The 25,997-nt window shown below is 71.7% G+C and carries 8 protein-coding genes (1 of these 8 cut by a window edge); 1 reads left to right on the top strand and 7 read right to left on the bottom strand.

Annotation, left to right across the window (positions count from 1 at the left end):
- Window positions 1–80 precede the first annotated feature (80 nt).
- From purH to ACWIBS_RS10085, 3 genes are read right to left on the bottom strand one after another with little or no spacing between them, the layout of a single operon-like run.
- A complete protein-coding gene (gene purH / locus ACWIBS_RS10095) occupies window positions 81–1,688 on the bottom strand; it encodes a bifunctional phosphoribosylaminoimidazolecarboxamide formyltransferase/IMP cyclohydrolase (protein WP_376128765.1) in 1,608 nt (535 codons plus the stop codon).
- A 19-nt stretch (window positions 1,689–1,707) separates the two neighbouring features.
- Window positions 1,708–2,316 (bottom strand): phosphoribosylglycinamide formyltransferase, encoded by a 609-nt coding sequence (gene purN, locus ACWIBS_RS10090; RefSeq protein ID WP_376128767.1) that lies wholly within the window; start codon window positions 2,314–2,316, stop codon window positions 1,708–1,710.
- Between the two features lie 4 nt (window positions 2,317–2,320).
- Window positions 2,321–3,823 (bottom strand): cell division protein PerM, encoded by a 1,503-nt coding sequence (locus ACWIBS_RS10085; protein WP_376128768.1) that lies wholly within the window; start codon window positions 3,821–3,823, stop codon window positions 2,321–2,323.
- 115 nt (window positions 3,824–3,938) lie between these two features.
- Between ACWIBS_RS10085 and ACWIBS_RS10080 the strand changes: the two genes are divergently transcribed.
- A complete protein-coding gene (locus ACWIBS_RS10080) occupies window positions 3,939–5,417 on the top strand; it encodes an NCS2 family permease (protein ID WP_376128770.1) in 1,479 nt (492 codons plus the stop codon).
- Window positions 5,418–5,941: 524 nt separating this feature from the next.
- On the opposite strand, the gene ACWIBS_RS10075 is transcribed toward ACWIBS_RS10080, so the two are convergent.
- The 4 genes in view from ACWIBS_RS10075 to ACWIBS_RS10060 are tightly spaced (at most 52 nt apart) and all read right to left on the bottom strand, a layout consistent with a single transcriptional unit that may run on beyond the window.
- Window positions 5,942–7,489 (bottom strand): polysaccharide deacetylase family protein, encoded by a 1,548-nt coding sequence (locus ACWIBS_RS10075; protein ID WP_376128772.1) that lies wholly within the window; start codon window positions 7,487–7,489, stop codon window positions 5,942–5,944.
- Window positions 7,486–8,025 carry a hypothetical protein gene (locus ACWIBS_RS10070; protein WP_376128774.1) on the bottom strand — a complete coding sequence of 180 codons (540 nt, stop codon included), beginning with the start codon at window positions 8,023–8,025 and terminating at the stop codon, window positions 7,486–7,488. Before ACWIBS_RS10070 ends, ACWIBS_RS10075 begins: the two co-directional genes overlap by 4 nt.
- Before the next feature lie 52 nt (window positions 8,026–8,077).
- Window positions 8,078–8,518: a nitroreductase family deazaflavin-dependent oxidoreductase gene (locus ACWIBS_RS10065; RefSeq protein WP_376128776.1), complete on the bottom strand. Its 441-nt coding sequence runs from the start codon at window positions 8,516–8,518 to the stop codon at window positions 8,078–8,080.
- Between the two features lie 42 nt (window positions 8,519–8,560).
- Window positions 8,561–25,997, bottom strand: the 3' portion of a protein-coding gene (locus ACWIBS_RS10060) for an LPXTG cell wall anchor domain-containing protein (protein ID WP_376128778.1). Its footprint extends 13,304 nt past the window's final position; only the last 17,437 of its 30,741 coding nucleotides appear in the window; the start codon falls outside the window, past its right edge — the gene reads right to left on this strand; the stop codon is at window positions 8,561–8,563.

The following is a 25,997-nucleotide window of genomic DNA, read 5'->3' as shown; positions in this document are numbered from 1 at the left end:
CGGGATGCTCACACCCCTAGCCTGACACGCTCCCGGACACCCGGCTCGCGGAAATCGGACACGATGGTCCGGTCCGCGACTCAGTGGAAGAAGTGGCGCTCCCCCGTGAAGAACATCGTGACTCCGGCTGCCCGTGCCGCGTCGACGACCTCTTCATCGCGCACCGATCCCCCGGGCTGCACGATCGTGCTGATCCCGGCGTCGATGAGAACCTGGGGCCCATCGGCGAACGGGAAGAAGGCATCGGATGCCGCCACCGAACCGGCTGCGCGGTCGCCGGCGCGTTCGACCGCGAGACGGCACGAGTCGACACGGTTCACCTGGCCCATCCCGATGCCCACCGTCGCGGAGTTCTTCGCCAGCACGATGGCGTTCGACTTCACGGCGCGGCACGCCTTCCAGGCGAAGATGAGGTTGGTCATCTCCTCGTCGTCGGGCCGCTCGCCCGAGACGAGCTCCCAGTTCGCGGCGACCGAGTCGATGTCGTCGGGGAACCGGTCGGCGTCCTGCAGCAGCAATCCTCCCGAGACGAGCCGCACATCCATGCGCTCCTGCTGCCAGTCGGCGGGCAGCTGCAGCACGCGCAGGTTCTTCTTGAGCCGGAACACCTCGAGCGCCTCGGGCTCGAAGTCGGGCGCGATGATGACCTCGGTGAAGATGTCGCGCAGGTTCTCGGCCATCTTCAGCGTGACCGTGCGGTTGGCCGCGATGACCCCGCCGAACGCGGACACGGGGTCGCATTCATGCGCACGCAGGTGGGCGCTCGCGATGGGGTCGAGCGCCTGGGGCGCCGCGATCGCGATTCCGCACGGGTTCGCGTGCTTGATGATCGCGACGGCCGGCTTGACCATGTCGAACGCGGCCCGCAGGGCGGCATCCGCGTCGACATAGTTGTTGTAGGACATCTCCTTGCCCTGCAGCTGCGTCGCCTGCGCGATCCCGTGCCCGCCGACACGCGTGTAGATCGCGGCGCGCTGGTGCGAGTTCTCGCCGTAGCGCAGCGACGCGAGGCGTTCGGCCTTGATCGTGAGGTGCTGCGGCAGGGTCTCCTCGTCGGCGAGGGTCGCCTCGGCGAACCACTGCGCGACGGCGCGGTCATAGGCGGCGGTGTGCGCGAAGGCGCGCGCCGCGAGGTCGCGGCGATGCGCGAGGGTGGTCCCCGCCGCCCCGGCGGCCTCGATGACCGCGGGGTACGACTCGGGTGAGACGACGATGGCGACATTGGCGAAGTTCTTGGCGGATGCCCGCACCATGGCGGGGCCTCCGATGTCGATCTGCTCGACCACGTCGACCGCCGACGCACCCGAGGCGACGGTCTCGACGAACGGGTACAGATTGACCACGACGAGCTCGAACGGGGCGATGTCGAGCTCGTCGAGCTGGCGCTCGTGGTCCTCGAGGCGCATGTCGGCGAGGAGGCCCGCGTGCACGCCGGGGTGGAGGGTCTTCACCCGGCCGTCGAGCGACTCGGGGAACCCCGTGATGGCCGACACGTCGGTCACGGCGTAGCCCGCGTCGCGGATGAGCGAGGCGGAGCCGCCCGTCGAGACCATCTCGACTCCCGCCGACGAGAGCGCCTCGGCGAGTTCGAGCAGCCCCGTCTTGTCGCTCACGGAGATGAGGGCGCGACGGATCGGCACGACGTCGCGTTCGCGGTAGAGAGCGGGATCGTGGCTCGGGCCGGCCATGGGGACTCCTCGGTGGTCGTCAGGGGGTGGATTCGGCGGTGCGCCGCACGGCGGCGAGATCGAGGTCGCCCGCAGCGATGCGGCGCACGACGTCGATGAGCAGCCGCCGTTCGACGGGCTTGATGCGTTCGTGGAGCGCGTGCTCATCGTCGCCGTCGAGGACGGGAACGCGCTCCTGCGCGAGGATCGGTCCGGTGTCGATGCCCGTGTCGACGACGATGACGCTCGCGCCGGTCTGCGCGACTCCGGCGGCCAGCGCATCGCGCACGCCGTGCGCACCGGGGAACTCGGGCAGGTGCGCGGGGTGGGTGTTGAGGATGCGCGGCTCCCACGCGTCGACGAGCGAGGCGGGCAGCAGCCGCATGAGACCGCTCAGCACGATGAGATCGGGCTTCCAGATCGACAGCTGCTCGCCGAGCGCTGCTCCCCACGCTTCGCGTGTGTCGTAGCTCTCCCAGGGCACGAGGAAGGTCGGGATGCCGTACTGCTCGGCATGTGCGAACCCCGCTGCTTCGCGATCGGCGCCGACGGCGACGATCGAGGCGGGGAAACCGGGTTCGGCGGCGGCATCGAGCAGCGCACGCAGGTTGGACCCCGTGCCCGAGATGAGGACGGCGACCGTGAGCACGCCGTCAGTCTACCGGCGGTCGTTCGGGCAGCCGGTCCAGCGGCTCGGTCACGGATTCCTCCGCACCCCCGCCCCCTGCCTCACCTTCGGCCCCTGAGCCTGCCGCGGCCCCTGAGCCGCTCGCGGTCCCTGAGCCGCCCCCGGTCCCTGAGCCCGCCGAAGGGTCGCCCCCGGTCCCTGAGCCCGCCGAAGGGTCGTCGGCGAACATCGCCTCGCGATACGCCTGATCCTCCGCACGCGCGGGTCCACGAACGGTGTCGGGTTCGCCGGTTCGGCTCCGCGGCAGACGGGGTCGGGGCGAGAGCAGCAGGATGCCGGCGCCCAGCGCCGTCTCGAGCCCGATCGCCAGCGCGAGCGGACCCGGTTCGGGACCGGCGTACGCGAGTGTGCCGGGGCCGATCGAGCCCGATGCCAGCGTGGCGAGCAGTGCGGCGATCGCGGCCGCGCCGACCGCGATGCCCGCCGCGACGACGAGTCTCGCCCCGAGCGGGTCGTGTGCGTCGTCGGGTCGCCGGGCTGCCCCTGCCGCCGCGAGCCGGGAGCGGGCGATCCAGCCCGCGAACGCACCGAGGCCGACCGGCAGCAGCGCGAGCAGCAGCAGCCACGTCGTCGTGGATTCGGGAACGGCGCCGAGCACGGGGATGCCGGGCAGGATTCCGGCCTGCGTGCCGGCGGGGCCCACGACGGTGTCCATCCCGACCGAGAAACCGGGACCGGCCACGAACGACATCGCCCACACGATGAGAGTGGGCAGGTACGCCAGCTGGGCGAGCATCATGACGGTCGCGCCGAACGCGTCGACGTGCGACGCCTCGAAGAGCGCGACGATCTCGCCCCCGCCCAGCGCCACGGCGACGGCCGTGGCGAGGGCGCCGAGCCCGACCAGGCCCGTGCACACGATCGCCGTGCCGCGCGCGATCGAGCCGGGCACCTCGCTCCAGCCGTCCGAGAGCATCTCGACGCGGTCGCGCAGCCGCGCCACGACGCCGTCGCCGGCTTCGCTCCACTCCGTCACGAGGGCGCCGAGAAGCGCGGGCACGATGAAGACGAGCGAGGGGAAGAGCACGGCCTGCCACGTCTCGACCTCGGCGAGCGCGAGATGACCCGTCAGGGCGATGAGCACGGCGGCGGCGACGAAGACGATGATCCCCGTCGCGACACCGGTGATCCACGCGCCCGCCTGCGAGGCCCGGCGCCCTGAGCGCGCGGCGAAGATGGCGGTGAACGCCGTGAAGGCGAGCGGGGCGAGCGAGATCGTGAACGCGGCGGCCGCGGCGTCGATGCCCGTCTCGGCGAGGTAGTCGTCGGCCAGGAGCACGTCGACGGGCACGGCGTGACCGAGCTGCCAGATCGTCGCGCTCGCGGGCCAGAGCGCGCCCCAGTCGGCCCCCGTCCCGATTCCGACGGCCCACAGGAGGGTCAGCGAAGCAAGGAGGACGGCGAGGCCGACGGCGACCGCGATGAGGGCGTCGACGGCGGCGAGGATGACGACGATGAGGCGATGCATGCGCTGTCGACCCTACCTACGGCAGCCCTGTGCGTTCGGTCGGCACGCCCGCCGCGGCATCCGGATATGCGGTTGTCGTGCGAGTGCCGATATCTTGTCCGAGGAGGTCCCCGACATGACATCAGCCCCCTCGTCCGCGCCCGAAATCACGGACTCGACTCCGAAGAACGGTTTCGACCGGTTCTTCGAGATCACGAAGCGTCGCTCGACGCTCGGAGCCGAGATCCGCGGCGGCGTCGTGACGTTCGTCGCGATGGCGTACATCGTGATCCTGAACCCGATCATCCTGTCCGGTTCGCCGGACGTCGTGGGGGACGAACTCGGATTCACGCAGGTCGCCGCGACGACGGCCCTGACGGCGGGCGTCATGACGATCCTGTTCGGTCTCGTCACGCGTCTGCCGTTCGCGTTCGCGGCCGGGCTCGGCATCAACTCGTTCCTCGCGGTGTCGGTCGTCGGGCAGGTGACATGGGCCGAGGCGATGGGACTCGTCGTCATCAACGGCCTGATCATCGTGCTGCTGGCGGCGACGGGACTGCGCCGCATGATCTTCGATGCCGTGCCGATCCAGCTGAAGCTCGCGATCACGGTCGGGATCGGCCTGTTCATCGCCTTCATCGGCTTCGTCAACGCCGGATTCGTCACGGCGACCGGCACGTCGTCGCCGCCTGTCGGCCTGGGTGTCGACGGGTCGGTCACGACCGTGCCGACGCTCATCTTCGTCATCACACTGCTGCTGACCGGCATCCTCGTCGCACGCAGGGTGAAGGGCGGCATCCTGATCGGGCTCGTCACGGGCACCGTCGTCGCCGTCATCGTCGAGGCGATCTGGAAGATCGGCCCCATGTTCGGCGACGACGGCGTCAACCCGGGCGGCTGGAGCCTGTCGGTCCCCGAGCTGCCGGGGGCCATCGTCAGCATGCCCGACCTGTCGCTGCTCGGACAGGTCGGGTTCGACGCGTTCGCCGGCTCGTTCGAGCGCATCGGCGTGCTCGCGGCCCTCATGCTCGTCTTCACCCTCGTGTTCACGAACTTCTTCGACGCCATGGGCACGATGACGGGGCTGTCCAAAGAGGCGAACCTCGCCGATGCGAAGGGCGACTTCCCGCGCATCAAGTCGGCGCTCGTCGTCGAGGGCATCGGCGCCGTCGCGGGTGGCCTCACGTCGAGTTCGTCGAACACGGTGTTCATCGAATCCGGTGCCGGCATCGGCGAAGGTGCCCGCACGGGCTTCGCGAACGTCGTCACGGGCGTGCTCTTCCTCGTCGCGATGTTCCTGACCCCGCTCGTGTCGATCGTGCCGACCGAGGTCGCCTCGGCCGCGCTCGTCATCGTCGGCGCGCTGATGATGTCGCAGATCCGCTTCATCGACTTCTCGGAGTTCTCGGTGCTCCTGCCGGTTTTCCTCGCCGTGACCGTCATGCCGCTGACCTACTCGATCGCGAACGGCATCGGCGCGGGCTTCGTCGGCTGGGTCATCGTGCGATCGCTCTCGGGCAAGGCCAAGCAGATCAGCCCGCTGCTGTGGATCGTCGCGGCCGGCTTCCTGGTGTACTTCGCACGCGGCCCCGTCGAGGCGATCCTCGGCGGCTGATCCCCCGCTGACGCGACGCGCGTGGCGCCGGGTGCGGCCCGAACTTCGGAGAGTCGCGCGAAGTACGGAGGCCAGGCGGCATCGGGTCCGAACCCCGCGCGAAACCCCGAACCCCGCGCCAAATTCCGAACCTCGGAAGGCAGCGCGACGCGCGTGGCGCTGGGTGGCCTCTCGGTGCGACGCGCGACGCACGTGGCGCTGAGTGCGGGCCCGAACTTCGGAGAGTCGCGCGAGGTACGGAGGCTTGGCCGCATCGAGTCCGAACCCCGCGCGTAACCCCGAACCCCGCGCCAAACTCCGAACCTCGGAAGGCAGCGCAAAGTACGGAAGGCAGTGCGAGGTACGGAGACTCGGCCGCATCGGGTCCGAGCATCGCGCGAAGCTCCGAGTTACGCGCGAAGCTCCGAGTTACGCGCGAAGCTCCGAGTTACGCACGTAGCTCCGAGTTACGCGCGAACCTCCGAGTTCGGCGCGAAGTCCGACGCACATAGCCGACGAGAGCAGCTGGCGGCAGTCGCAGCGGGTCAGCCGGCGCGGCTCCACGCACCGGAGGCGGGAAGAGTCCCACCGAACAGCTGAGAGACGGTGACGAGCGAGAACCCGCGGTCGAGCAGTCCCGCGACGACGGCCGGGGCGACCCGCACGGACCGCTCGTGGATGTCGTGGAAGAGGATGATCCCGCCCGGCGACGCACCGTCGACCGCCGTCGCCTCGAGCACGTCGTCGGCGGGGCCCGCCCAGTCGCGCGTGTCGACGCTCCACAGGATCGCGGGCTGCTGTGCCACGTCGAGCACCCGCTGGTCGTATTCGCCGTAGGGCGGGCGGAAGCTCGCGACGGCCTGCCCGCTGATCCCGCGCAGCAGATCCCCCGTGCGGACGATCTGAGCGGCGACCTGTTCGTCGTCGAGCTCGGGCAGCTGCGGGTGGCTCCACGTGTGGTTGCCGATCAGATGACCCTCGGATGCCACGCGCCGGACGGTGTCCTCGCGCGAGGCCGCAGACGGGCCGAGCATGTAGAAGCTCGCCGCGACGCGCGCCTCGGCGAGAACGTCGAGCAGCGTCGGTGTGAGGCTCGAGGGCCCGTCGTCGTAGGTGAGGGCGATGCACGGGACGAGCGTGCAGTCGACGCGATCGAACCCCGCGGGACCCGACGGGCCGGTGTAGGGCTCGCCGGCGGACCCGAGCAGACGCGCGCCGAACGGCGTCACGAGATCGGCGACGATCGCGGCGGGTACGCCGATCGTGAGCGGCTCGGCCGTCGCGTCGACGCCGAGGGCGCGCAGCGCGGGCGCTTCGAAGCCCGCCGCGATCGTGAAGACGAGGCCGCCGTCCCCCGCGGGCACGGTCGTCGAGAGGGCGGCTTCGATCGCCGCGAGCTGCGCGTCGTCGCCGGCCGCGGCCGGGGCGAGGGTGAGGGCGCCGGCGTCGCGGCGCAGCGCATCGACGACGTCGGCGCTGAGGCGCGCGGCGGCGTCATCGGCCCACAGCTGCGCCGCTGTCACGACCTCGCCCGACGCCGTGTCGGCATAGAACGTCGTCGTGGCATCGGAGCGGGGTGCGTCGGGCCCACCCGCGACGACCCGCACCCGCTCGCCGAAGAAGGGGCCCGCCGCGGCGACGATGTCGCACACGACGGCGGAGCCGCTCGCGCCCACCTCGGCGAGGATCTCGTCCGCCGTCCACGCCGTCGAGCCCGTGATGCACGCGCGGTCGGCGAGTCCCGCGCCCGTCGCCGGCGCGTAGGCGACGCCCGAGGCGGCGGACTGCGTCGCGACGGCATCGCGCACGAGGTCGCCGATCACGGCGTTGAACGCGTCGACGCCCCCGCCCGTCCCGGGCAGCAGGGCGAAGCGCGCCTCGACGCCCACGGCGGCGTTGTGCAGCCGGTACGACGTGACGGATGCCGCGAGCGCGGTCTGCGCCGCGAGGTCGAGGGCCGCGGGCGGGCGGGCGACCGTGATCTCCTCCTCCGCCCAGGACGGCGGTTCCCACGCGGCATCCGTCACGGGCGCACACGCGCCGAGCACGAGCGCCGCCCCGAGCACGACAGCTGCCGCCGCGACTCGCCTCACGGTGCGATCCCTTCGAGCAGCTCGGCCAGGGCCGGCCGGTAGGCCGCCATCGTCCGCCCTTCGGCCGCGGTCGCCGTCACCCGCACGCTGCCGCCGTCCGCGCCGAGGCCCACCGCCGCGACGACGCCGTCGGGCGCCACGTCGACGTGCACGACATCGCGGCCCGTCGTCAGCTGTTCGCCGCGCACGGGCGACGCGATGTCCGGCGTGGCTCGGATCGCGGCATCCGCGGTCTGATCGATCAGCTCGAGCTGCGCCGTCATGCCGCCGTCGGGCGTGCGCACCGTGACGGCCGCGGACGATTCCCGCACGATCGTCCAGCCATCCGGCACGATGATCCCGGCGTCGACGCGATCGGTCTCGAGGGGCGTGGGCGTCACGCCGTCGGACGACGAGCTCGCGAGGTTGGCGATCGACGGCGGGACGGCGGTGAGCAGCGCGAACGCGACGACGGCGATCGCGGCGAAAGCGGCGACGATCGAGAGCAGGACGGCGGTGCGCTGAGACGGGCGGACCCCGCCCGGGGACGCCTTCATCGAGCCGCGAGGGCTCGGGGAGGAACGGGGGGCATGGGCGGATGCCGCCGAATCAGGCCGTCATCGGGTCGAGGACGAAGACGGCGATCACGCGATCGGTCTTCTCCTGGTAGTCGGCATACGCGGGGAACGCCGCGACGGCCCGCTCCCACCACTGGGCGCGCTCGTCGCCGCTGAGCTCGCGGGCGCGGTAGTCGCGCGTGACGGCGCCGTCCTGCAGTTCGACGTGATCGTGGGCGCGCATGTTGCCCGCCCACGCCGGCTCCTTCGGCGCACCGCCCATCGAGGCGACGGCGAGGTAACGGCCCTCGTGCTCGACGCGCATGAGCGCGGTCTTGCGCAGGGCCCCCGTCTTACGGCCGACCGTCGTCAGCACGATGATGGGCATGCCGCGGAGCTCGTTCGCTTCGGTGCCCCCGCTCGCTTCGAACGCCTCGGCCTGTTCACGTGCCCACTCCGAGGTGGACGGCTTGTATTCTCCGGTCAGTGGCATGCCTTCAGGGTATCTGCGTTCCCCTCCCAGGAGCCGTCGCTGTCACGCCCGGCGGCGGAGATTGAGCAGCGCGCCGCCGGCCAGCAACAGCAGACCCAGGAGCAGCCACCCCGTGAGGTCGGCGCCGCCCGTCTTGGGGAGGCGGTCGCCCGCGCTCGCGGCCGCGGGGCCGCCGTCGGTGTCGCCGCCGTCGCCACCCGGGTCGACCGGGTCGACCGGGTCGACGGGATCGACGGGATCGACCGGATCGACGGGGTCGACGCCGCGGATGGCATTGATGTAGACGTTGCGCGCGGTCGCATGGTCGTAGAGGGGGTCGTCGCTCGAGACGGCGTGGCTCACGGTCTCGACGATCATGCCGGGGCCGGGCTCGGCCGACGGCACGGCCGCGAGGGTCTGGAACGGATGCGGGTCGATCGTCGGCACGAGCCGCACGATGACCGTCTTCGGCCCGGTCTCGCCGATCTCGAAGATGAGGATGACCTGGTCGTGGAACGTCAGGCCGCCGTCGATCGAGATCTGCGCGTACGGGATGCCGCCGGCGTACGCCGCCGAGATCGTGATGTACACGCGTGAGGTGGGCGGAGTGCCGAGCTCGATCGTGTAGCTGTCGGTCTCCTTGACGCCGGTCTGCAGCGTCGTGGAGCCGTCCGTCTCGACGATGATGATCTCGCCCGCGCCGCCGTCACGCGGTGGGATCGGAACGACGATCGACACCGGCACCGCAGCATCCTCGCCGGGGATCCCGAGCGGCGCGGAAACGGCGAGCGCTCCCGCGAGCGTCGGCTCGGCGACCGAGTACAGGTCGACGTCGAGTCCGCCTCCCACGACGTCGAGCGGGTCGATGACGATGTCCTCCGCAGCGCCTGTCGTGTGGACCGTCACGGTCGACGCGTCGGCCCCGCCGTCGAGCGAGAGCAGACCGTGCGCGAGGTAGGTCCCGTCGAGCAGGCGCACCGCGAGGACGTCGAACACGTCGTCGCCCGTCGTCGCCTCGACGCGCAGTTCGGCGGTGTGTGCGGAGATGACGAACGTGTCGTCGCCCGCGCCGCCGTAGAGCACGGCGGGGAAGGTGAGTCCGCGGCTCACATGCCCGAACTCGGTCTCGATCGTCTCGAACGCGTCGCCGGGCTGCACGTCGGGCTCGACGCGCGGTGTCGCGAAGAACTGGCCGACGATGAACGTGTCGTCGCCGTCGCCGCCGTAGACGGTCGTGATGGCGCTGTTGTCGTCGAAGACGAACAGATCGTCGCCGCCGAGTCCGTCGACCGTGACCCGCTGGTTCACACCCTGGTCGTACGAGATGCGCTCGTGCGTGCCGGCCGCGGTGTTGACGTGGGCGACGAACGCCGGCCGCGTCGCGTCGGGGTGCTCGGCGATCGCCGACAGGCCGCGGAAGAGGAACACGTCCGCCGCATCGGTGCCGTCGATCCAAAGGGTGTTGAGACCGCCCTGCGCTCCCCCGCCCCGCACGATGATGCGGTAGTCGTGGCCGAGGAGCGCGTCGTCCTCGCCGCCCCACGTCAGCACACGGAACGCGTTGTCGCCCGAGAGGCCGAAGAGCACGAGTGCGTCGCGCACCTCGGTGCCCGCGAAGTCGTCGCCGACAGCGGCGAGGTGGGTGCCCGTCATGGACTGCAGTCGCACGACGAAGAACGTGTCGTCGCCGTCGTCGCCGGATGCCGTGCGCGCGGCCCCGCCGTAGACGATCGTGTGTCCGCCGAGCAGCGTCGAGTCGAAGGAGAAGACATCGTCTCCGCGGCCGCCGTAGATCTCGGTCGCGTGCCCCGTCACTTCGCCCGCGAAGTACAGCAGCGATCCACCCTGGCTCGCGAGCGTCTTGCCGAACGACGCGCGGATCGTGACGGTCTGTCCCGCGATGATCGTGCCGAGCGGCGCGATGACGTCCTGCCCGACGAGGAGCGTGACATGGCCGCCCGCGACGACACGACCCTCGGTCATGTCGATGAGGCCGTCGATCGTGCGTCCCTCGGTGAGGAGGAAGAGGCTCTCGTCGACGCCGCCGTCGACGAACGGCACGGTGACGCGGACATCTCCCTGGTCGGCTTCCGCGCGCAGGACCAGGAGCGATCCCGTCGCCTCCGTGACGAAAACGCCCGCGACACGGCCCTCGTACGAGTGCGCATACAGGCGTCCGCCGATCGCCGTGTCGATGACGAGGTCGAGCGACCGGTCGGGGCTGTCGGCACCGACCGTGCCGCCGACCGCGATGAGGTCGATGTCGCGCGCGATGACCCGCGCCGTCGTGCCGGCGGCATCCGAGAGGATGCTGCCGTCGCGGGTGCGCAGCGCGGCATCCCCGTTCAGAGACGTGACGAGCCGCACGAACAGGGATCCGTCGACCTGGTCGAGCAGGATGTCGCCGCCCGCCAACGCCGTGACGCGACCGCGCTCGGCCAGCGAGGAGCGGATCTCGAGGAAGTCGGGCACGTCCGCAGCCGGACCGCCGATGCGACCCGCGAGGAGCCCCGCGACCAGTGTGATGTCACGGCCGGCGACGCGCGGCGTGCCGTCGTCGATCGTGCCGTCGTCGAGGATCGACGCGTCCTGCGCCGTCTGCAGCCAGACGTCGCTGGCTGTGGAGGTGATCGTGCCGACGCGCAGGTCGCCGATCGTCTCGAGGTCCGAGATGTCGCCGTTCGTGAGCAGCGAGATCTCGCCGTCGCCGTCGCTCACCGAGTACGAGATCTCCGCGAAGCGCATGCTGACGAGCGTCGCATCGACGTCGGAGTAGACCTCGAACGAGATCGAGGTGGCCGTCGACGGATGCCGCACGACGATGTCGTTTCCGGCACTCAGGTCGCCGAACGTGTAGGCGCTGTCCTGCAGCGTGTTCACGGTGCCCCACGCGACCAGGACGGGGTCGCCGAAGCCCGCCCACGGCCCCGGGTCGGGATGGAAGTACGTGTGGTAGAGCCCCGAGGGCGGCACGTTCGTCGTGCTCGGCGGGACCGTGACGTCGACCTGCACGAGGTAGGACGTGAACGGGGGCACGTCGGATCCGAACGTGCTGTCGTGCACCAGGATGTCGATGTTGCGGCCCGCGTGGATGGGACCGAGGAGAGGCTGGAACATCGTTTCGGCGTAGGGCGAGCCCACCGGCATCCGTGCACTGTAGGTCACGTCGAGCACGACGTCGTCCCGCGCATCGGCGACGAGCTCGACCAGGCGCGTCGGGTCGACGTCGTCGATGAGGTAATCGCTCTGGACGAGCGTGATGCGGATGGGCTCGCGGAACGGAACGCCCACCAGTGTTCCGGCGGCCCCGATCGTGCCGCGCTCGGCGTACAGCTGGGCGATGTTCGTGCGGATCGAGCCGGCTTGCGACGCGCTGATGTCGCCGTTCTCGGCGATGATCCGGGTCGCGCCGATCGGGTTGTCGATGTGCCCGTGCAACTGCAGGTCGGCCGATCCCGGGTTCTGCCAGTTGGCGATGTCGACGAAGGTCGGGATGAAGATGGGTCGCCCGATGTGGAAGCGGAATGCCGTGCTGTTCTCGGCCGCGACATCGACCGTCGCGCCGACGTCGTCGAGGTTCGCGACGCTGATGTCCTGGATCCGCATGTCGCGGTTCGAGTGGTTGTGCAGCCGCACGAAGTCGAACGTGTTCTGCACCTGCAGGGTGCCCCGGTCCCCCGTCAGGATGCCGATCGGGGTGCCGGTGGTGTTGTTGATCTCGTAGCGGGCCGTGCCTCCGCCGGTGTTCTCGATCGGGTCGACGACGATCGTCTGGCCCGCGGGGATCACGCTGCCGACGTTGTAGACGACGCCGTTCAGATCGCGGACGGTGACCGCGTACTTCTTCACGATGCGGCCCGACGCGTCGATGATGAGCGTCGGATTCGGCGCGTGCAGCACGACATCGGCGTTCCACTCGATCGTGCGGTAGCGGAAGTTGTCGAGCTTGTTGTCCGAGCCGCCGAAGTCGATGAATCCGCCGCCGGTGGAGGCCTGCGGCGTCGTCGAGACGAGCTGGTGGAGCGCCTGGACGAGCAGCGCCGCGGTGCGGATCCGCACGCCCTCCTGCCCGACGACGCTCGAGCGTGCGTCGTAGAGGACGTAGGCGTACGCGTCGCTGTCGCCGCCGAAGCAGCCGCATGTGGCGCGCGCGTAGGCGCGGACCTCGACGCTGCGATGCTGCGCCGTGATCGTCACGCTCTGCCAGCCGACGATCTTCGCGGGGGCGTTGAGCTGCACGTGGACGACCGACGTCAAGCGGCTCTCGGACCGCGCGTCGGAGTCTTCGAACGCGCCCTTGCCGCTCGCGCGGTTCTCGACGTTGAGTCGGCTCGAGATCATCTCGGCGACGAGCCGCACGTTGTCGGCCTCGAGGTACGCACCGCCGCCCACCGTGAGGCTCGTCTCGTGGTTGTGCGCCTCGAGGTGGCAGTCCGTCGGACCGCATTCACCCGACGACGTGCTGCCCGCGAACGACGCTCCGGACGCGGAGGCGATCAGGTCGGCCTGCATCGCGCTCGTCGACCTCGCCTCGATGTCGTTCCACGCGACGATGCGCCCATCGAGGATCGTCTTGGCCGTGAGGTCGAGCGTGCCGCGCGTCTGGGAGTCGACGCCGTGTCCGAAGCCACCCGACTGCGACCGTGCGACCGCGCGCACGCTCGCGACGGTCATGGGCGCGACGCGCACGCTGCCTCTCGTCGACTGCACATCGGTGCCCTCTTGCAGCCAGACGGTCGTGTTCGCCGTCGCGTCGACGACGGCGCGCGATGCGCCGATCCCGACGAACCCGAGGCCTGCCGATGACGCATCGACGAAGGCGGATGCCGTCGATGCGGCGCCGATCGCGATGTCACCGGCGGCGTGGATGCGGGCGTTGCGCCCCAGGGTGAGCGCGAGGTTCGCTGTGAAGCTCGCCGTGGGCAGGCTGCTCGTCGACGAGATGAACCCGACGCCCGAGCCGTACACCTTAGCCTCGGTGAAGACACCGCCGCCGGGAAGCACCGGCGTGAGCGGCTGCGAGTGCAGCTGCTGCGGCCCCGCCCCCGTCGACGTCAGGTCGATCACGAGACCGTGCGACAGCAGGTCGGCGATGCTGTCGCGACCGAGGTCGACGACAGCCGGCACGAACCGGCTCGTGCCGACGCTGCCGCCGCCCGAGATCGCCACGGCGAACAGGCCCGAGAAGGGCCCCGGGACCGTCGACAGACGGAACGACGTCGCCGTGCGGTCGTAGATGTAGTAGCGCTCACCGTGTCGCAGGCCGTTGATGGGCTGCTGACCCGGCGCGTAGAGACCGTGCACGATGCTCATCGCCGCGGCATCGAAGCTGCCGGCGAGTCCGAGAGCCGACACCGGGATGAGCTGATCGGGGTCGTCGGGGTCGACGCACGTTCCCACCGCCTGGCACTGCGACGCGGCGAGCTGGATCTCGTGCGGGCCGACGACGATGACCCAGTAGGTCGCGCCGTTCACGAGTCCGCCGAGGGCTCCGCCGTTCGAGCGGTAGACGATCTGCTGTCCCGTCGTCAGTTCGTGGGCGCGCAGCGCGATGCGGTTGTTGTCCTCCGTCATGTAGGCGCTGCCGGGTCCGCTGACGTTGAGGGGCACGCCGTTCGCGTCGACGATGATGTCGACGCGGTTGCTGCCGAAGCTCGCGAGGGCGTCGGGCGCGAGGTACTGCACGGCCTGACCGTTGACGTAGTCGTTCACCGCCCAGATGCGGTCGTCGATCACGGCGCCGCCGGTGAACTCGACGAGTGTCTGCGAGGTCGCGGCGTCGATCAGCTGGATCCGGAACTCGTCGACCACCCGCACGAGGTAGGCACGCCCGTTCGTGAGGCCGACGGCGTCCACCCCCGGCGACGAGTAGATGACCCGCTGACCGTCGATGAAGTTGTGCGGCATCTCGGTGAACTCGCCGTCGATCGTGCGTCCGAAGGTGATGACATCGGATGCTGCGTCGATGAGCGCGCCCTGGAAGATCGACCCGAGCTGGATCGTATTCGGCGAGACGACGATGACGTTGTAGCGCGATCCCGGCTGCAGCCCGCCGACGGGAGTGCTCGTGCCCGGCGTGTAGGTCACGCTGCCGCCGGTCTGCAGACCGTGGGCGCCCGTGATCGTGATCGTCTCGTTCGCCGTGTCGACGCCCGTCACGGCATCGAAGACGAGTCCCGGCGGCACGACGGGGGTGAGCGAGTTCTGCAGCGCGTTGAGCGTCACGGTGCCACCGGCCCGCAGGTAGGTGCCGTCGGCGACGGTGAGTCGGACGGTCGGAGTCGTTTCGGCGCGTGCGTAGTTTTTCGAGATCGAGAGGGCACCCGCGGCGAACGTCTGCGCGTACGAACGCGACACCGGCTGCTCGGCGACGCCGATCGTGACGCTGCCCCCGACGACGATCGGCTGGGCGTTGCCGACGAGGGTCTCGGTCACGGGCGTGACGCGTGCCGTGGCGCGGCCCGTCGAGATCGAGATGGCGCTGCCGGTGCGGTTGACGAGCGATGCATCGGCCTGATTCGTCGCCGACGCGTCGACCGTCAGCGACGCGGCACCCGCACCGTCGGCACCCGATCCGCCGATCCAGGCCTGCATGTGCGCGTAGGTGCGCGTGTCGACCCACGCGAGGGGCTCGGCGTTCGTCGCGGCGAGGATGAGTCCCACGTTGATCCCGCCCGCTTCGGCCGTCGCAGAGTTCGCAGCCTTCGCCGTCACCGAGACTCCCGCCGCGGGCGCGGTGATCGTCGCGCCGGGGCGGATTCGGGCCTGCGTGACCGCGCCGCTCGTGATGAGCGCCTCACCCGACGAATGGGCGACCCCGATGAGCGAGAAGCCGATCGAGCCGGACGTCGTGGTGACGGCGCGGGTCGCGTCGGCGCGCACCGTGATCCCGGTGCCGCCGACCTGGCGAGCAGAGTAGTCGGCGGTGAGAGCGTTCGCGATGCGCGAGGTCGGCACCGAGACGGCGACGACGACCAGGCCGCCCGAAGCGAGGTCGGTGCTGGCGGTGGCGCGGTCGATGGTCGTCGCCGTGACGGCGACGGTTCCCGTCGTCATGAGAGCACCGGTGCCGAATCGAGCGGTGATCGCGGCCTGTTCGTAGATATCGGCCGAGACGACGCTTCCCGTGATGCTGCCGAGGCCGATCGATCCCGCCTGAATGGTCGCCGTCACGGTCGTTCCGCCCGCCGCGGTGACGACGACGCCGGTCGACGCCGCGAGCGTGCCGTCGAACGCCGCCGTGACGGCGGCGCGCGTCGAGGCGAATGCGGCGAAGATGCCCGCGTCGATGAGCCCGCCACCCCCGCTGACGATGGACGAGAGGGCGTGCGTCCCCGTGCGGTTGTCGGCGCGCACGGTGACGATGCCCGACGCGCGCAGCACAACGGTGGATGCGACGGTCGCCGATGTCAGCGCGGTCTGCTCGATCGTCGCCGACGCGACCGTACCGCGGACGCCGATGATCGCGAGCGAGCGCATGCGTGCCGTCGCGTCGACGGCGTTGGCCGATGACGCGCTCACGGTGAAGGATCCGGACTGCGCCGACGGTGTCGTGACCGTTGCTCGCGTCGACGCCTCGATGCGGGCGACGGGCAGCAGACCGCCGATCGTGAAGGCCCCCGCGGTCGACTTGCGCATGTCCGCCGATGCCGTGTGCGCCGACCACGCGGTCACCGCGACGGCGCCTGTGCCGGCGAGCACGGCCGCCGACCCCGTGTCGACGCGCGCCGTCACGGCCGCCGCTTCACGCACGACTGCCGTCGCCCCGCCGAGACCGCCGTCGATGAAGCCGATCGAGACGTAGTCGACGTCGGCGCGCGCCGTGTTGGTGCCGCGGGCGTCGACCGTGAGTCCGTTGCCGACGAGACCCGCGAGCAGCTCGGCGATCGTCGCGGCCGAGATCTCGGCCGTCGGGATCGTGATGCCCACGTTGATGAAGCCGATGCTGGCCGCATCCGTCTCGGCGGTCGCCGTGTTCGCGGCGACCGCGACGATCGTCGTCGCGCCGGTCGACCACACGGGCGAGAGGATCGCGGCGCGCGTGAGCGCGGACTGCCGCACGTCGGCGTTCACGACCGAGCCCGACACCTGGTAGTAGCCGATGCCCGCGGTCCAGGTCGCGGCGGCAGCATCCGCCTTCGAGTCGGCGCGCGCTTCGACGGCACCCGAGGCACCGACGACACTCGACAGGATCGCGGTCGTCGCGCCTTCGAGCACGGCACTCGCGACGTACACGCCGAGGGAGATGAGTCCGCCGGAGACACCGGTGGCGCCGGCGGTCGCGACGTTGCCCGCGCCGCCGTCCTGCAGGATCCGCGCGCGCACCGCGACGAGACCCGAGCTGAAGACGGTGCCCGTGTCGATCGTGGCGCGCACCGACGCGCTCTCGGTGACGATCGCGTCGACCGAGACGCCCTGCCCGCTGCCGAGGATGCCGATGCTCGCGACGAAGGCGTTCGCGCGCGCCTGGTTCTGTCCCTGCGCCTCGACGACGAGCGATCCGGATGCCGCGAGGTCGGCGGCGAATCGTGCGGTGGTGCCGCCCGTCACGCGGGCGACGGGGTTCATGAAGAGTGCCGCGACGCCCGCGGCGCTGCCCCCGCCCATGTCGGCGCTCGTGTGGCTGCGGCTCGTGGCGCGCAGGGCGACGGCGCCGCCCGCGGACAGCCAGGACCCGGGGGCGGCGAGCGCCGTCGTCGTGCGGGACACGGTCGCGCGGGCGAACGTGATGCCGACCGTGACGGCGCCGGTCTGGACGTTGAGGGTTTCGGTGTCGACCGTGTTGCGCGCGTCGGCGACGATCTGCACGGCCCCCGACACACGTGCCACACCGGCGAACTCGGCCGCCGTGCGACCCGAGATCGTGCCGGTCGCGCCGACACCGGTGAGGCTTCCGAGCACACCCCCCGAGACCGAGAAGGCCAGGACGGGAACATCGATGACGGACGTCGAGGTGACGGTCAGTCCGCCGACGGCGGCGGCGTCGCCGAGCCGCACGAGGCCGACGCGTGCGACCGTGTCGCCGTGCACGTCCGCGAGGGCGACGGCGGCGCCCGCCGCGCCGAGCGCGAGGGCGACGCCGATGACGGTCGGGGCGACCCGGCGGTCGGCCGAGGCCGTCACGGCGACCGTGCCGCCGGCCGTCGGGATCGCAGCGCCGTCGTCGATGTGCGCCGTCTGGCGGGCGTCGCTGTCGATGACGACGATCTGCCCCGCGATCGAGACGCCCGCGAGCTGCCCCGAGAAGGCGATCGCCTCGGTGCGCTCGCGCGCCTCGGCGCGCACCGCGATGCCGCCGCCGGCGCGGACGACGGCGTTGCGCTCGATGCCGGCGTCGACGATCGAGGTGAGGTTCGCGACGACGAGCGAGAGCCCGACGGCACCGATGCCACCCGAGGCGGATCCGGCGACGGCGAAGAAGCTGTCGCGGGCGACGGCGGTCACGGCGACCGATCCACCCGCCTCGACGATCGCGCCCACGCCGATGCGGCTCGCCGTGCCACGGGTCGTGGGGACGCTCGAGAAGCGCGTCGTGACGATGCCGGCACCGGGCGTCGCTGCGGTGACGCCTGCCTGTGCGTCCGCGAGACCCTTCTGCTTGCGGTCCGCGGTGCTCGTGCCCGACGAGTCCTGCGCACCGTTCAGGATCGACCCGTAGCCGTTGGCGCCGGTGCCCGACGCGTACTGGTCGGCCTGGCCCTGTGGCGTGCCCTCCGACGACGAGAGCCCGTCCTGCGAGCCGCCACCGTCGTCGTACGAGCCCGACGGCGTCACGCCGGCACCCCACACCGACACCGAGCCGGCGACGCCGACGGCGCCCGCCCCGAAGCTCAGGGCGAAGGTCTGGATGCTGCGGATCGACATCGCCTGGATCCGGATGTCGCCGCGAGCGTAGACGACGGCGAAGTCGCCGATGCCGGCGCCCGCCGAGACGTCGACGGCGCCGATGTCGACACCGCCCGCGACGCCGACGAAGCCCGCGCCGAGACCGCCGCCGAGCGTGAAGGTGTCGGTGCGGTCCGCGGCCGACACCGAGACGCCCTGGCCTGCACCCGCACCCGCACGGTCGGCGTTGATGATGCTGCGCGTGTCGATGAGGGCGACCGTCGTACCCGAGATGAGCGTGACGTTGACGGCGCCCGCGACGCCGACGAAGCCGCCGCCCGCCGCGAGGGCCATGCCGAACACGTCCTGCTCACTCGTCGCGACGACCGCGAGGCCCTGCTGCATCGACGTCGGGAAGCCGGCGTCCGTCGCCGTGCCGAGCGGGATCGCGCTCATGCTCCATCCGCCGCGTGCACGGGCGTCGATCACGTTGAACGCGCCGATCGAGGCGCGCGTGTCCTTCGTGAAGACGACGACCGCGATACCGGCGCCCCCTCCGACGAAGCCCACACCGACGCCGCCGGAGGCGATCGTGAGCGATGTCGCATCATCGGCGCGCACGAGCACGTTGTTGCCGGCGTCGATGATGACGCCCTGTCCTGTCCGCGCGTACGTGTGGCTGTCGACGACGATCGTCGCGACGGCGACGGCGATGCCCGCGACGCCGGCACCCGCCGATGCGGCGACCGCCACGACGTCCTGACCGCTGCGCGCAGTGAGCGAGACGTCACCGACCGCGCGCACGATCGCGCCGTCGCCGATCGTCGCGTCGACGTCGAGGTTCACGATGTCGACAGCCGCGTTGACGGCGATGCCCGCCATGCCTCCGCCGAGGCCGGCCGCGACCATGAGCTGACGGAAGTCGCCGGAGGCGGCGACCGTGACCGACTGCCACGGCGATGCACCCGTGTTGTCGTCGTTGATGCGCGCCTGACGGCCGATGAAGGCGTCGGTGTCGGCCGTCACGACGTTGACGTTGCCCGCCGCCCCGACACCGACCGTCGCCGCGACGGCGGCGCTGGCACCGACGGCGAGGATCTCGTCGCTGTTGTTGGCGATGACGGCGACGCCGAAGACGGCGCCGGGGCTCTGCGTGATGACGCGCTTGCCTGTGATGCGCGCGGGGTCACCGGGGGGCTGCATCCCCTGGCGGACGAAGCTGTGCGCCCGTCCCGTTGCGGCGGCCGGGGCGAGGTCGATCGTCGTGACGGCACCGCCGCTGCATCCGTCCGACGTGGGCAGCGCGCCGCACTTCGTGGCGGCGAGCCGGAAGCTGTCCGGACCCATCATGACGACGTAGTAGACGCGGCCGTCGACGAGACCGCCGATGGGGGTGCCGCCGTTCGCCGTGTAGACGACGGCATCGCCCGTCTGCAGGGGCGTTCCACCGCCGCTCGACGTCGAATCGGCATCGCCGTCGGGCATGTCGTACGGCAGGTGCACGATGTTCGCGCCGCCGTCGACGTCGATCGAGGGGGTGAAGTACGGAGCGAAGCGGCCGGGCACGGTCGCCTCGTCGGTCGCGAAGATGCGGTGCGACTGACCCGGGCGGGCGGGCGATGCCAGCGTGATCGGAGCCCCGCCCGACGTCGCCGCGAGACGCAGGCGCGTCGGGAACGCCGCATCGACGATCGCGACGTACGTGGCGCCGGGGGTGAGTCCGACGATGGGCTGTCCGCCGCCCGCGTCGTACGAGACGCGCTCGCCGTCGCGGATGCCGTGTGCATAGCCGAGGTCGATCTGGTTGCCGCCCGTGATCGCCGTCTGCGGGCTGAACCGTGTGTCGATGTAGTCGATCTGGAACGCCCCCGCGGCCGCGAGGCCTCCCCCGCCGCCGAGCGCCGTGACGCGCGACAGGTCGCCGATGAACGCGGTCGTCGTCTTCTTCAGCACGGGCACGGCGGCCGTCAGCCCGACCGACGCAGTGCCGGAGGCGGCGACCGACCCCGACACGATGTCCATCGTGAGGATCTCGTTCGCGGCGACCCGGGCGCTGCCACCCGCGAGGACGATCGCGCGCGACGAACCGCACGCGGCCTCCGTGACGGTCGCGGCGCCACACACCTCACCGATGAAGGCCTTCGTCGTGACCGTGTAGACCGACACGGTCGCGTTGGCCGAGACGGCAGCTGTGCCGCCGACGCTCGCACCGGCGGCGACGCTCGTGACGTCTTCGCCCGAGGTCGCATCGACGGTGACGTCGCCGTCGACCGTGACGAGCGTCTCGGGTGCGATCCAGGCTTCGGTCGACTTCGTGACGACCTGCACGTCGGCGCCGAGGCCGACACCGGCCGTGCCGCCGATCGCGAGCTGACCCGCGATGCCGCGCAGCGTCGTGTCGTCGGTCGCGGCGATGCGGGCGCCCGCCGATCCGCCACCGGCCGCGACGGCGTCGAGGGTGACGCCACGATCGAGGTGCGCATGGGTGCGGTTGTTCTGCACGCCGACGGTCGCCGCCCCCGCCACACCGGCCGTGCCGCCGACCGCACCACCGACGGCGACGAGCCACAGATCTTCGCTCTGCGTCGCCGTGAGGATGAGTCCCGTGCCGCCGCGCGCCCACAGGGTGGCATCGCGTCCCGCGTAGGCGTCGACGATGCCGTCGCGCACGAAGACGACCGACGACAACCCGACGCCCGCTGTGCTCGCCGCTCCCACCGCGCCCGCGAAGAGCATCGCGTCGACGGGGTCCGCGGCCATGATCGTCATGGCGCCGCGCGCCCGCACCGCGGTGGGCGTCTGCGCTGAGCTGTCGATGTAGGCGCGCGTTCCCGGGTCATCGCTGCCCTGGTTGACCACGAGCACGACGAACGATCCCGCGATGCCGGCATCCGATGCCGCGGCACCGCCCGCGACGATCTCGGTGAAGCTCTCCCCCGCCGTCGCGACGAGCCACACCGAGCCGCCGACGTCGGCCTGCACACCACGGCCGATGTACGCGCGGACGTCCTTGTTGTGCACGCCGACGACGAGTGCGAATCCGATGCCCGCACTGCCCGTCGACAGACCCAGAGCACCCGCGAGGTCGACGAACGTCGTCTGGTCCGAGGCCGTGAACGACAGGTCCTGGCCCGGCAGTGCGCCGATGGTCTGATTGAGGGATGCCGCGTCGCCGAGCCATGCGCGGGTCTCGCGGTTCACGACGTTGACGACGAGCGATCCGCCGACGCCCGCGTCGCCGCCGCCGAGCGCGGCGCCGAGCGCGACGCCCGTGAACGCGGGGAGCTCGATGAGCGGCACCTCGGGTGCGGCGAGCGGAGCGAGGGATGCCGCGGCGCGGCCGATGACGGCACCACCGGCGTCGATCGTGGTGGGCGCCGCGAAAGTCGAGTCGATGTGGGCGAGGGTCGACGTCGTGACGATCTGCACGACGATGCCGGCGCCGACGCCGCTGCCGTCGGTCGTGACGGCCCCGGATGCCGCGAGCGCCTGCAGCCCCATGGGGTTGCTCGCGTCGAGCGAGATGCCGCCCGCGACGACGAGCGTGGACCCCGCGCCGATGACGGCGTCGTTGACGAGGTCGATGATCTGCACGGCGACCGATCCTGCGACGGCCGCGTCGCCCTGGCCTGCCGCGGCGGCGATCGCCCACGCCTGCACGTCGTTCCGTGCGTTCGCGGGCGTGCGGCCCGCGACGGCGACGGAGCCCGCCGTGATCGTGGCGCCCGCGCCGACGGATCCGCGGTTCACGACATCGATGACGTTGAGGGCGACCGCGACGCCGACCGTGTTCGTGTCGCTCTCGATGCTCCACGATGTGCCGAGGGCCTTCGCCGCGGCATCCGTCTCGTTCGTCGCGAGCACCGCGAATACGCCGTCGACGGTGACCGTGAGTCCGGGTGCGAGGAGCGCCTGGCTGTCGACGAGGATCCAGTCCACCGCGACCGCCGCGCCGACCCCGACGCCGTCGCTCTGCTGGCCGCCCTCGCTCTGCGCCTGCCCGTTGCCCCGCGCGACACCGTCGCTCGACGACGGCAGCGTGCCGCCTCTGCCGCTCGTCGCGGGGGTGCTGTCGAGCTGCTGCTGCGCCTGCGCGTCGGCGTTCTCGGCGTCGTCCTCGCTCTCGGACCCGCCGAGCGTGCCGCGCGCACTCGCCTTCGCCGTCGCACTCGCGTGCAGCTCGGTCGTCGCGATGATCCACAGGGCCCCCGCCGTGACGTCCCGCTGCACTTCGGCGAGCACGTCGACGTCGACGACGTTCACGACGATGATCGCGCCGATCGCGACGCTCGAGCCCGCGGCATCCGCGTCGCCGGTCAGGGTGACGGTTCCCGTGTGCGTCGCGCGCACCGTGACGGGACCGCTCGCGACGAAGGCACGCGGACCGGGTGCGCCGAGGCGCGCGATGATCGTCGGCAGCATGAGGTTGATGCCGACGCCGGGGCTGACCGCCGTGCCGCCCTCGGATCCCGCGGTCACTTCGTTGACCACGGTGTCGGTGTGGTCCGCGCGCACCGTGACGTTCGCGCCGCCTGTGACATCGGCGCCGTCCATGATCTCGGCGCGCGTCGTGTCGTCGGCGATGACGTTGACGGCGACCGATGCGCCCACGCCCGTGCCGGAGCTGCCGCCGACGGCATCCGCCTTCGCCTTCGCCGTGTCGGTGCGGCGGTTCTCTGCGGCGATCGTGACGTCGCCCGTGCCGAAGTCGACGCGGGCGCTCGACGGGATCCACGCCTCGGTCGAGTTCGTGACGAGGTTGAGGGCGACGGCGCCGGCGACGCCGACGTCCTTCGAGCCCGCGCCTGCCTCCGCGACAGCCGAGAAGTCGTGCGCCCCGTGGTCGCCGATCGTGGTCATCGTGGCGGATGCGGCGAAGCCGTTCGCCGCGATGACGGTGTTCTCGCCGATCCACGCGCGGTTTTCGACGAAGGCGAGCGTGAGGGCGACCGCGACGCCGACACCGGCGTCTTCCGCGTCGAGGGCCGTGCCCGAGGCCGAGGTGACGGCGTCGACCTGAGCCGCCGTCAGGAGCCACACGTGTCCGCCCGCCGTGACGGACAGGTCATCGGGCAGCCACGCCGTGAACGATGCGTCGGCGAGCGTGAGGCCGACGGCGCCCGCGACGGATACACCGCCGTCGCTCGTCGAGGCCGAGGGGCTGTCGGTGTTCTGCACGCCGTCGCCGCCCTGCGCGATGCTCGCACCGTTCGCGTAGGCGCGCTGATCCTGCACTTGCGCGTCGACGTCACCCGAGGGCGCATCGGCGCTGTCCTCGCCCGGTGCGCCGCTCGCGGATGCGGCCGCGGTCGCGCCGTTGCGCGACGAGCCCGTCGCCGACAGGGTCGTCCAGCCGCCCGACACGATGCTGCGCCGGGTCGTCGCGTGGGTCTCGTCGAAGGCGAAGGTCAGGGCGATCGCGATGCCGATCGCGGCGTCGCCGCCCTCGGTCGCGACGGCACCGGCCGTCGTGTGCGCCGACGTGTGCTGCGTCGCCGAGAGCTGCACGTCGCCCGTCGCCCGGATGGGCGTCGTGCCGAGAGCACCGATGACGGCGCTCGTGCGGGCGTTCGAGATCGTGATCGCGATCGACGGCGTCACGGTGACGTTGCCGCCCTTCGCGCCCATCGAGGCTTCCGTCACGGTCGCGCTGGTCGTCGAGCCGACGAGGGCGATCCCGTTCGCGCCGGTCAGTGCCACTCCGTCGTCGAGTCGCGCGTGCGTGTCGACCGTGACGAGGGCGAGCGCGAAGGATGCACCGACGCCGGCGTCTCCCGTCGAGACGACGCCCTCGCCCGCCGCGAGCGCCTTGACGGTCGTCGCGAGCGCGCTGCCGGCGGCGAGCACGGCGTCTCCACCGGTCAGCTCGACGGTGCCCGACACGGCAGCGAGAGTGTCGATCGTCACGATGCCGATCGCGACGGATCCTGCGACCGACACGTTGCCGCCGCCCGCGCCCGACGAGGCGATCGCGCTCATCGTCGAGACGGCGTCGGCACCGTCGACCGTCATGGTCGCGAAGACCGTGAGGGCCTGAGCGCGCACGATCAGCGTGGCGGGCACCACCGAGCGGTTGACGACGTCGGCGTAGGTGATCGCGACGCCCGCACCGATCGCCGCGTCGCCGCCGCGCGCAGCGGTTCCATCGGCGCCGGAGGCGGCATCCGTGTTCTGCGACGACGACAGCGTCAGAGTGCCGCTCGCCGTGATCGTGCCGACCTCGGGCGCGACGATCGAGAGCGCGCGCACGGTCGAGATGACGATGCCGACCGCGGCGGCGACCGTGACGGGCCCGGCACTCGTCTCGGCGTTCGGGGTGTCCGCGCTGCCGGAGTCACCGACGCCGTTCGCGGCAGCGACCGAATCGAGGTGGCCGCGCTGGCCGCCGACCTGATCGTCGACGCTCGAGCCGGCCGTTCCGTCGGTGCCCGAGCCGTCGTCGGGCGCACCGGACGCCGACGCCGACGCGACGGCACCCGACCGCGACCAGCTGAACGCCTGCATCGTGACGTGGCGACCGGCCGTGACGACCCGGGCGAGCTCGGAGGTCACGGAGTGGTTGGCGATCGTGAGCGCGAGACCGACACCGACGGCCGCATCTTCCGTCGCGATCGCGGCAGCGCTCGCGGTGCCCGTCGCCGACGCGTGCTGCGTCGCACGGATGAGCACATCGCGCGTGGCGGACAGGGTTCCCGTGCCGATGCGCGCACGCGTCGTGATGTTCGAGAGCACGATCGCGACGGCGGGGGCGACGGCGACGCCGCCGCCTGCCGCGCCCATGCGGGCTTCCGTCGTCGTCGCATCGCGCGCATCGGCCGTGAGCGACACGTCGCGGGCGCCCGTCACCGAGACCAGGTCGTCGATGAGCGCCGTCGTCTCGTGCGTGTCGAGGGTGAGGGCGAACGCCGCGCCGATGCCGGCGTCGCCCGCCCCGGTCGTGCCCTCGCCCGTCGGAAGGGCCGTCGTGCTGCCCGCGACGGCGCTCTGCGCCGTGAGGCTCACATCGCCGCCGGTCAGCACGAGCGTGCCGTGCGTGGCCGCCGTCGTGCGGGTCGTCACGATCGCGATCGCGACCGAGCCCGCGACCGACACGTTGCCGCCCGCGGCCCCCGCGGATGCGGCCGCACCGAAGGTCGAGGTGACGTCGCCCGCATCGGCGGTCATGGTCGCCGACAGCGTGACGTCGCGTGCCGTGATCGTGAGGGTCGCGGGCACCGTCGCACGGTTGACGGTCGTCGCGAGGGTCAGGGCGACACCGGCGCCGATCGTCGCATCGCCGTCGCCCGCAGCGGAACCGTCGCCGCCCGAGCGCGCGTCGGTGTTGACGCTCGAGGCGAACGTCACCGTTCCTCCCGCGGTGATGCGGGTGACGACGGGATCGATGACCGTCTCGGCGCGCACGTTCACGACGACGATGCCGACCGCGGCGGCGACGCTCACGGGGCCGTCGCTCGTCTCGGCGCTCGGTGTGGCCTGTGTGCCGGAGTCCGCACCACCGTTGGCGGTCGCGACCCCGTCGGCGTGGGTGCGCTCGCGCTGCGCGAGTTGGTCGACGCCCGTTCCCGCGGCGCCGCCGGGGTTCTCGGGGTCGCCGGAGTCCTCGTTCGCGGGGGCACCGGCGGCGGAAGCCGTCGCGAGGCCGCTCGATGCCGAGACGCTCGACGCGCGCAGCGTC

The organism is Microbacterium sp. NPDC055442 (genome assembly GCF_053644215.1).
The sequence above is the reverse complement of the archived record's forward strand: the minus strand, read 5'-3'. Positions and strand labels throughout refer to the sequence as shown.

Excerpts from the sequence above, each read along its gene's own strand:
- ACWIBS_RS10085 (WP_376128768.1), bottom strand. The coding sequence starts at position 3,823 with ATGCATCGCCTCATCGTCGTCATCCTCGCCGCCGTCGACGCCCTCATC.
- ACWIBS_RS10065 (WP_376128776.1), bottom strand. The coding sequence starts at position 8,518 with ATGCCACTGACCGGAGAATACAAGCCGTCCACCTCGGAGTGGGCACGT.
- ACWIBS_RS10080 (WP_376128770.1), top strand. The coding sequence starts at position 3,939 with ATGACATCAGCCCCCTCGTCCGCGCCCGAAATCACGGACTCGACTCCG.
- ACWIBS_RS10070 (WP_376128774.1), bottom strand. The coding sequence starts at position 8,025 with ATGAAGGCGTCCCCGGGCGGGGTCCGCCCGTCTCAGCGCACCGCCGTC.
- purH (WP_376128765.1), bottom strand. The coding sequence starts at position 1,688 with ATGGCCGGCCCGAGCCACGATCCCGCTCTCTACCGCGAACGCGACGTC.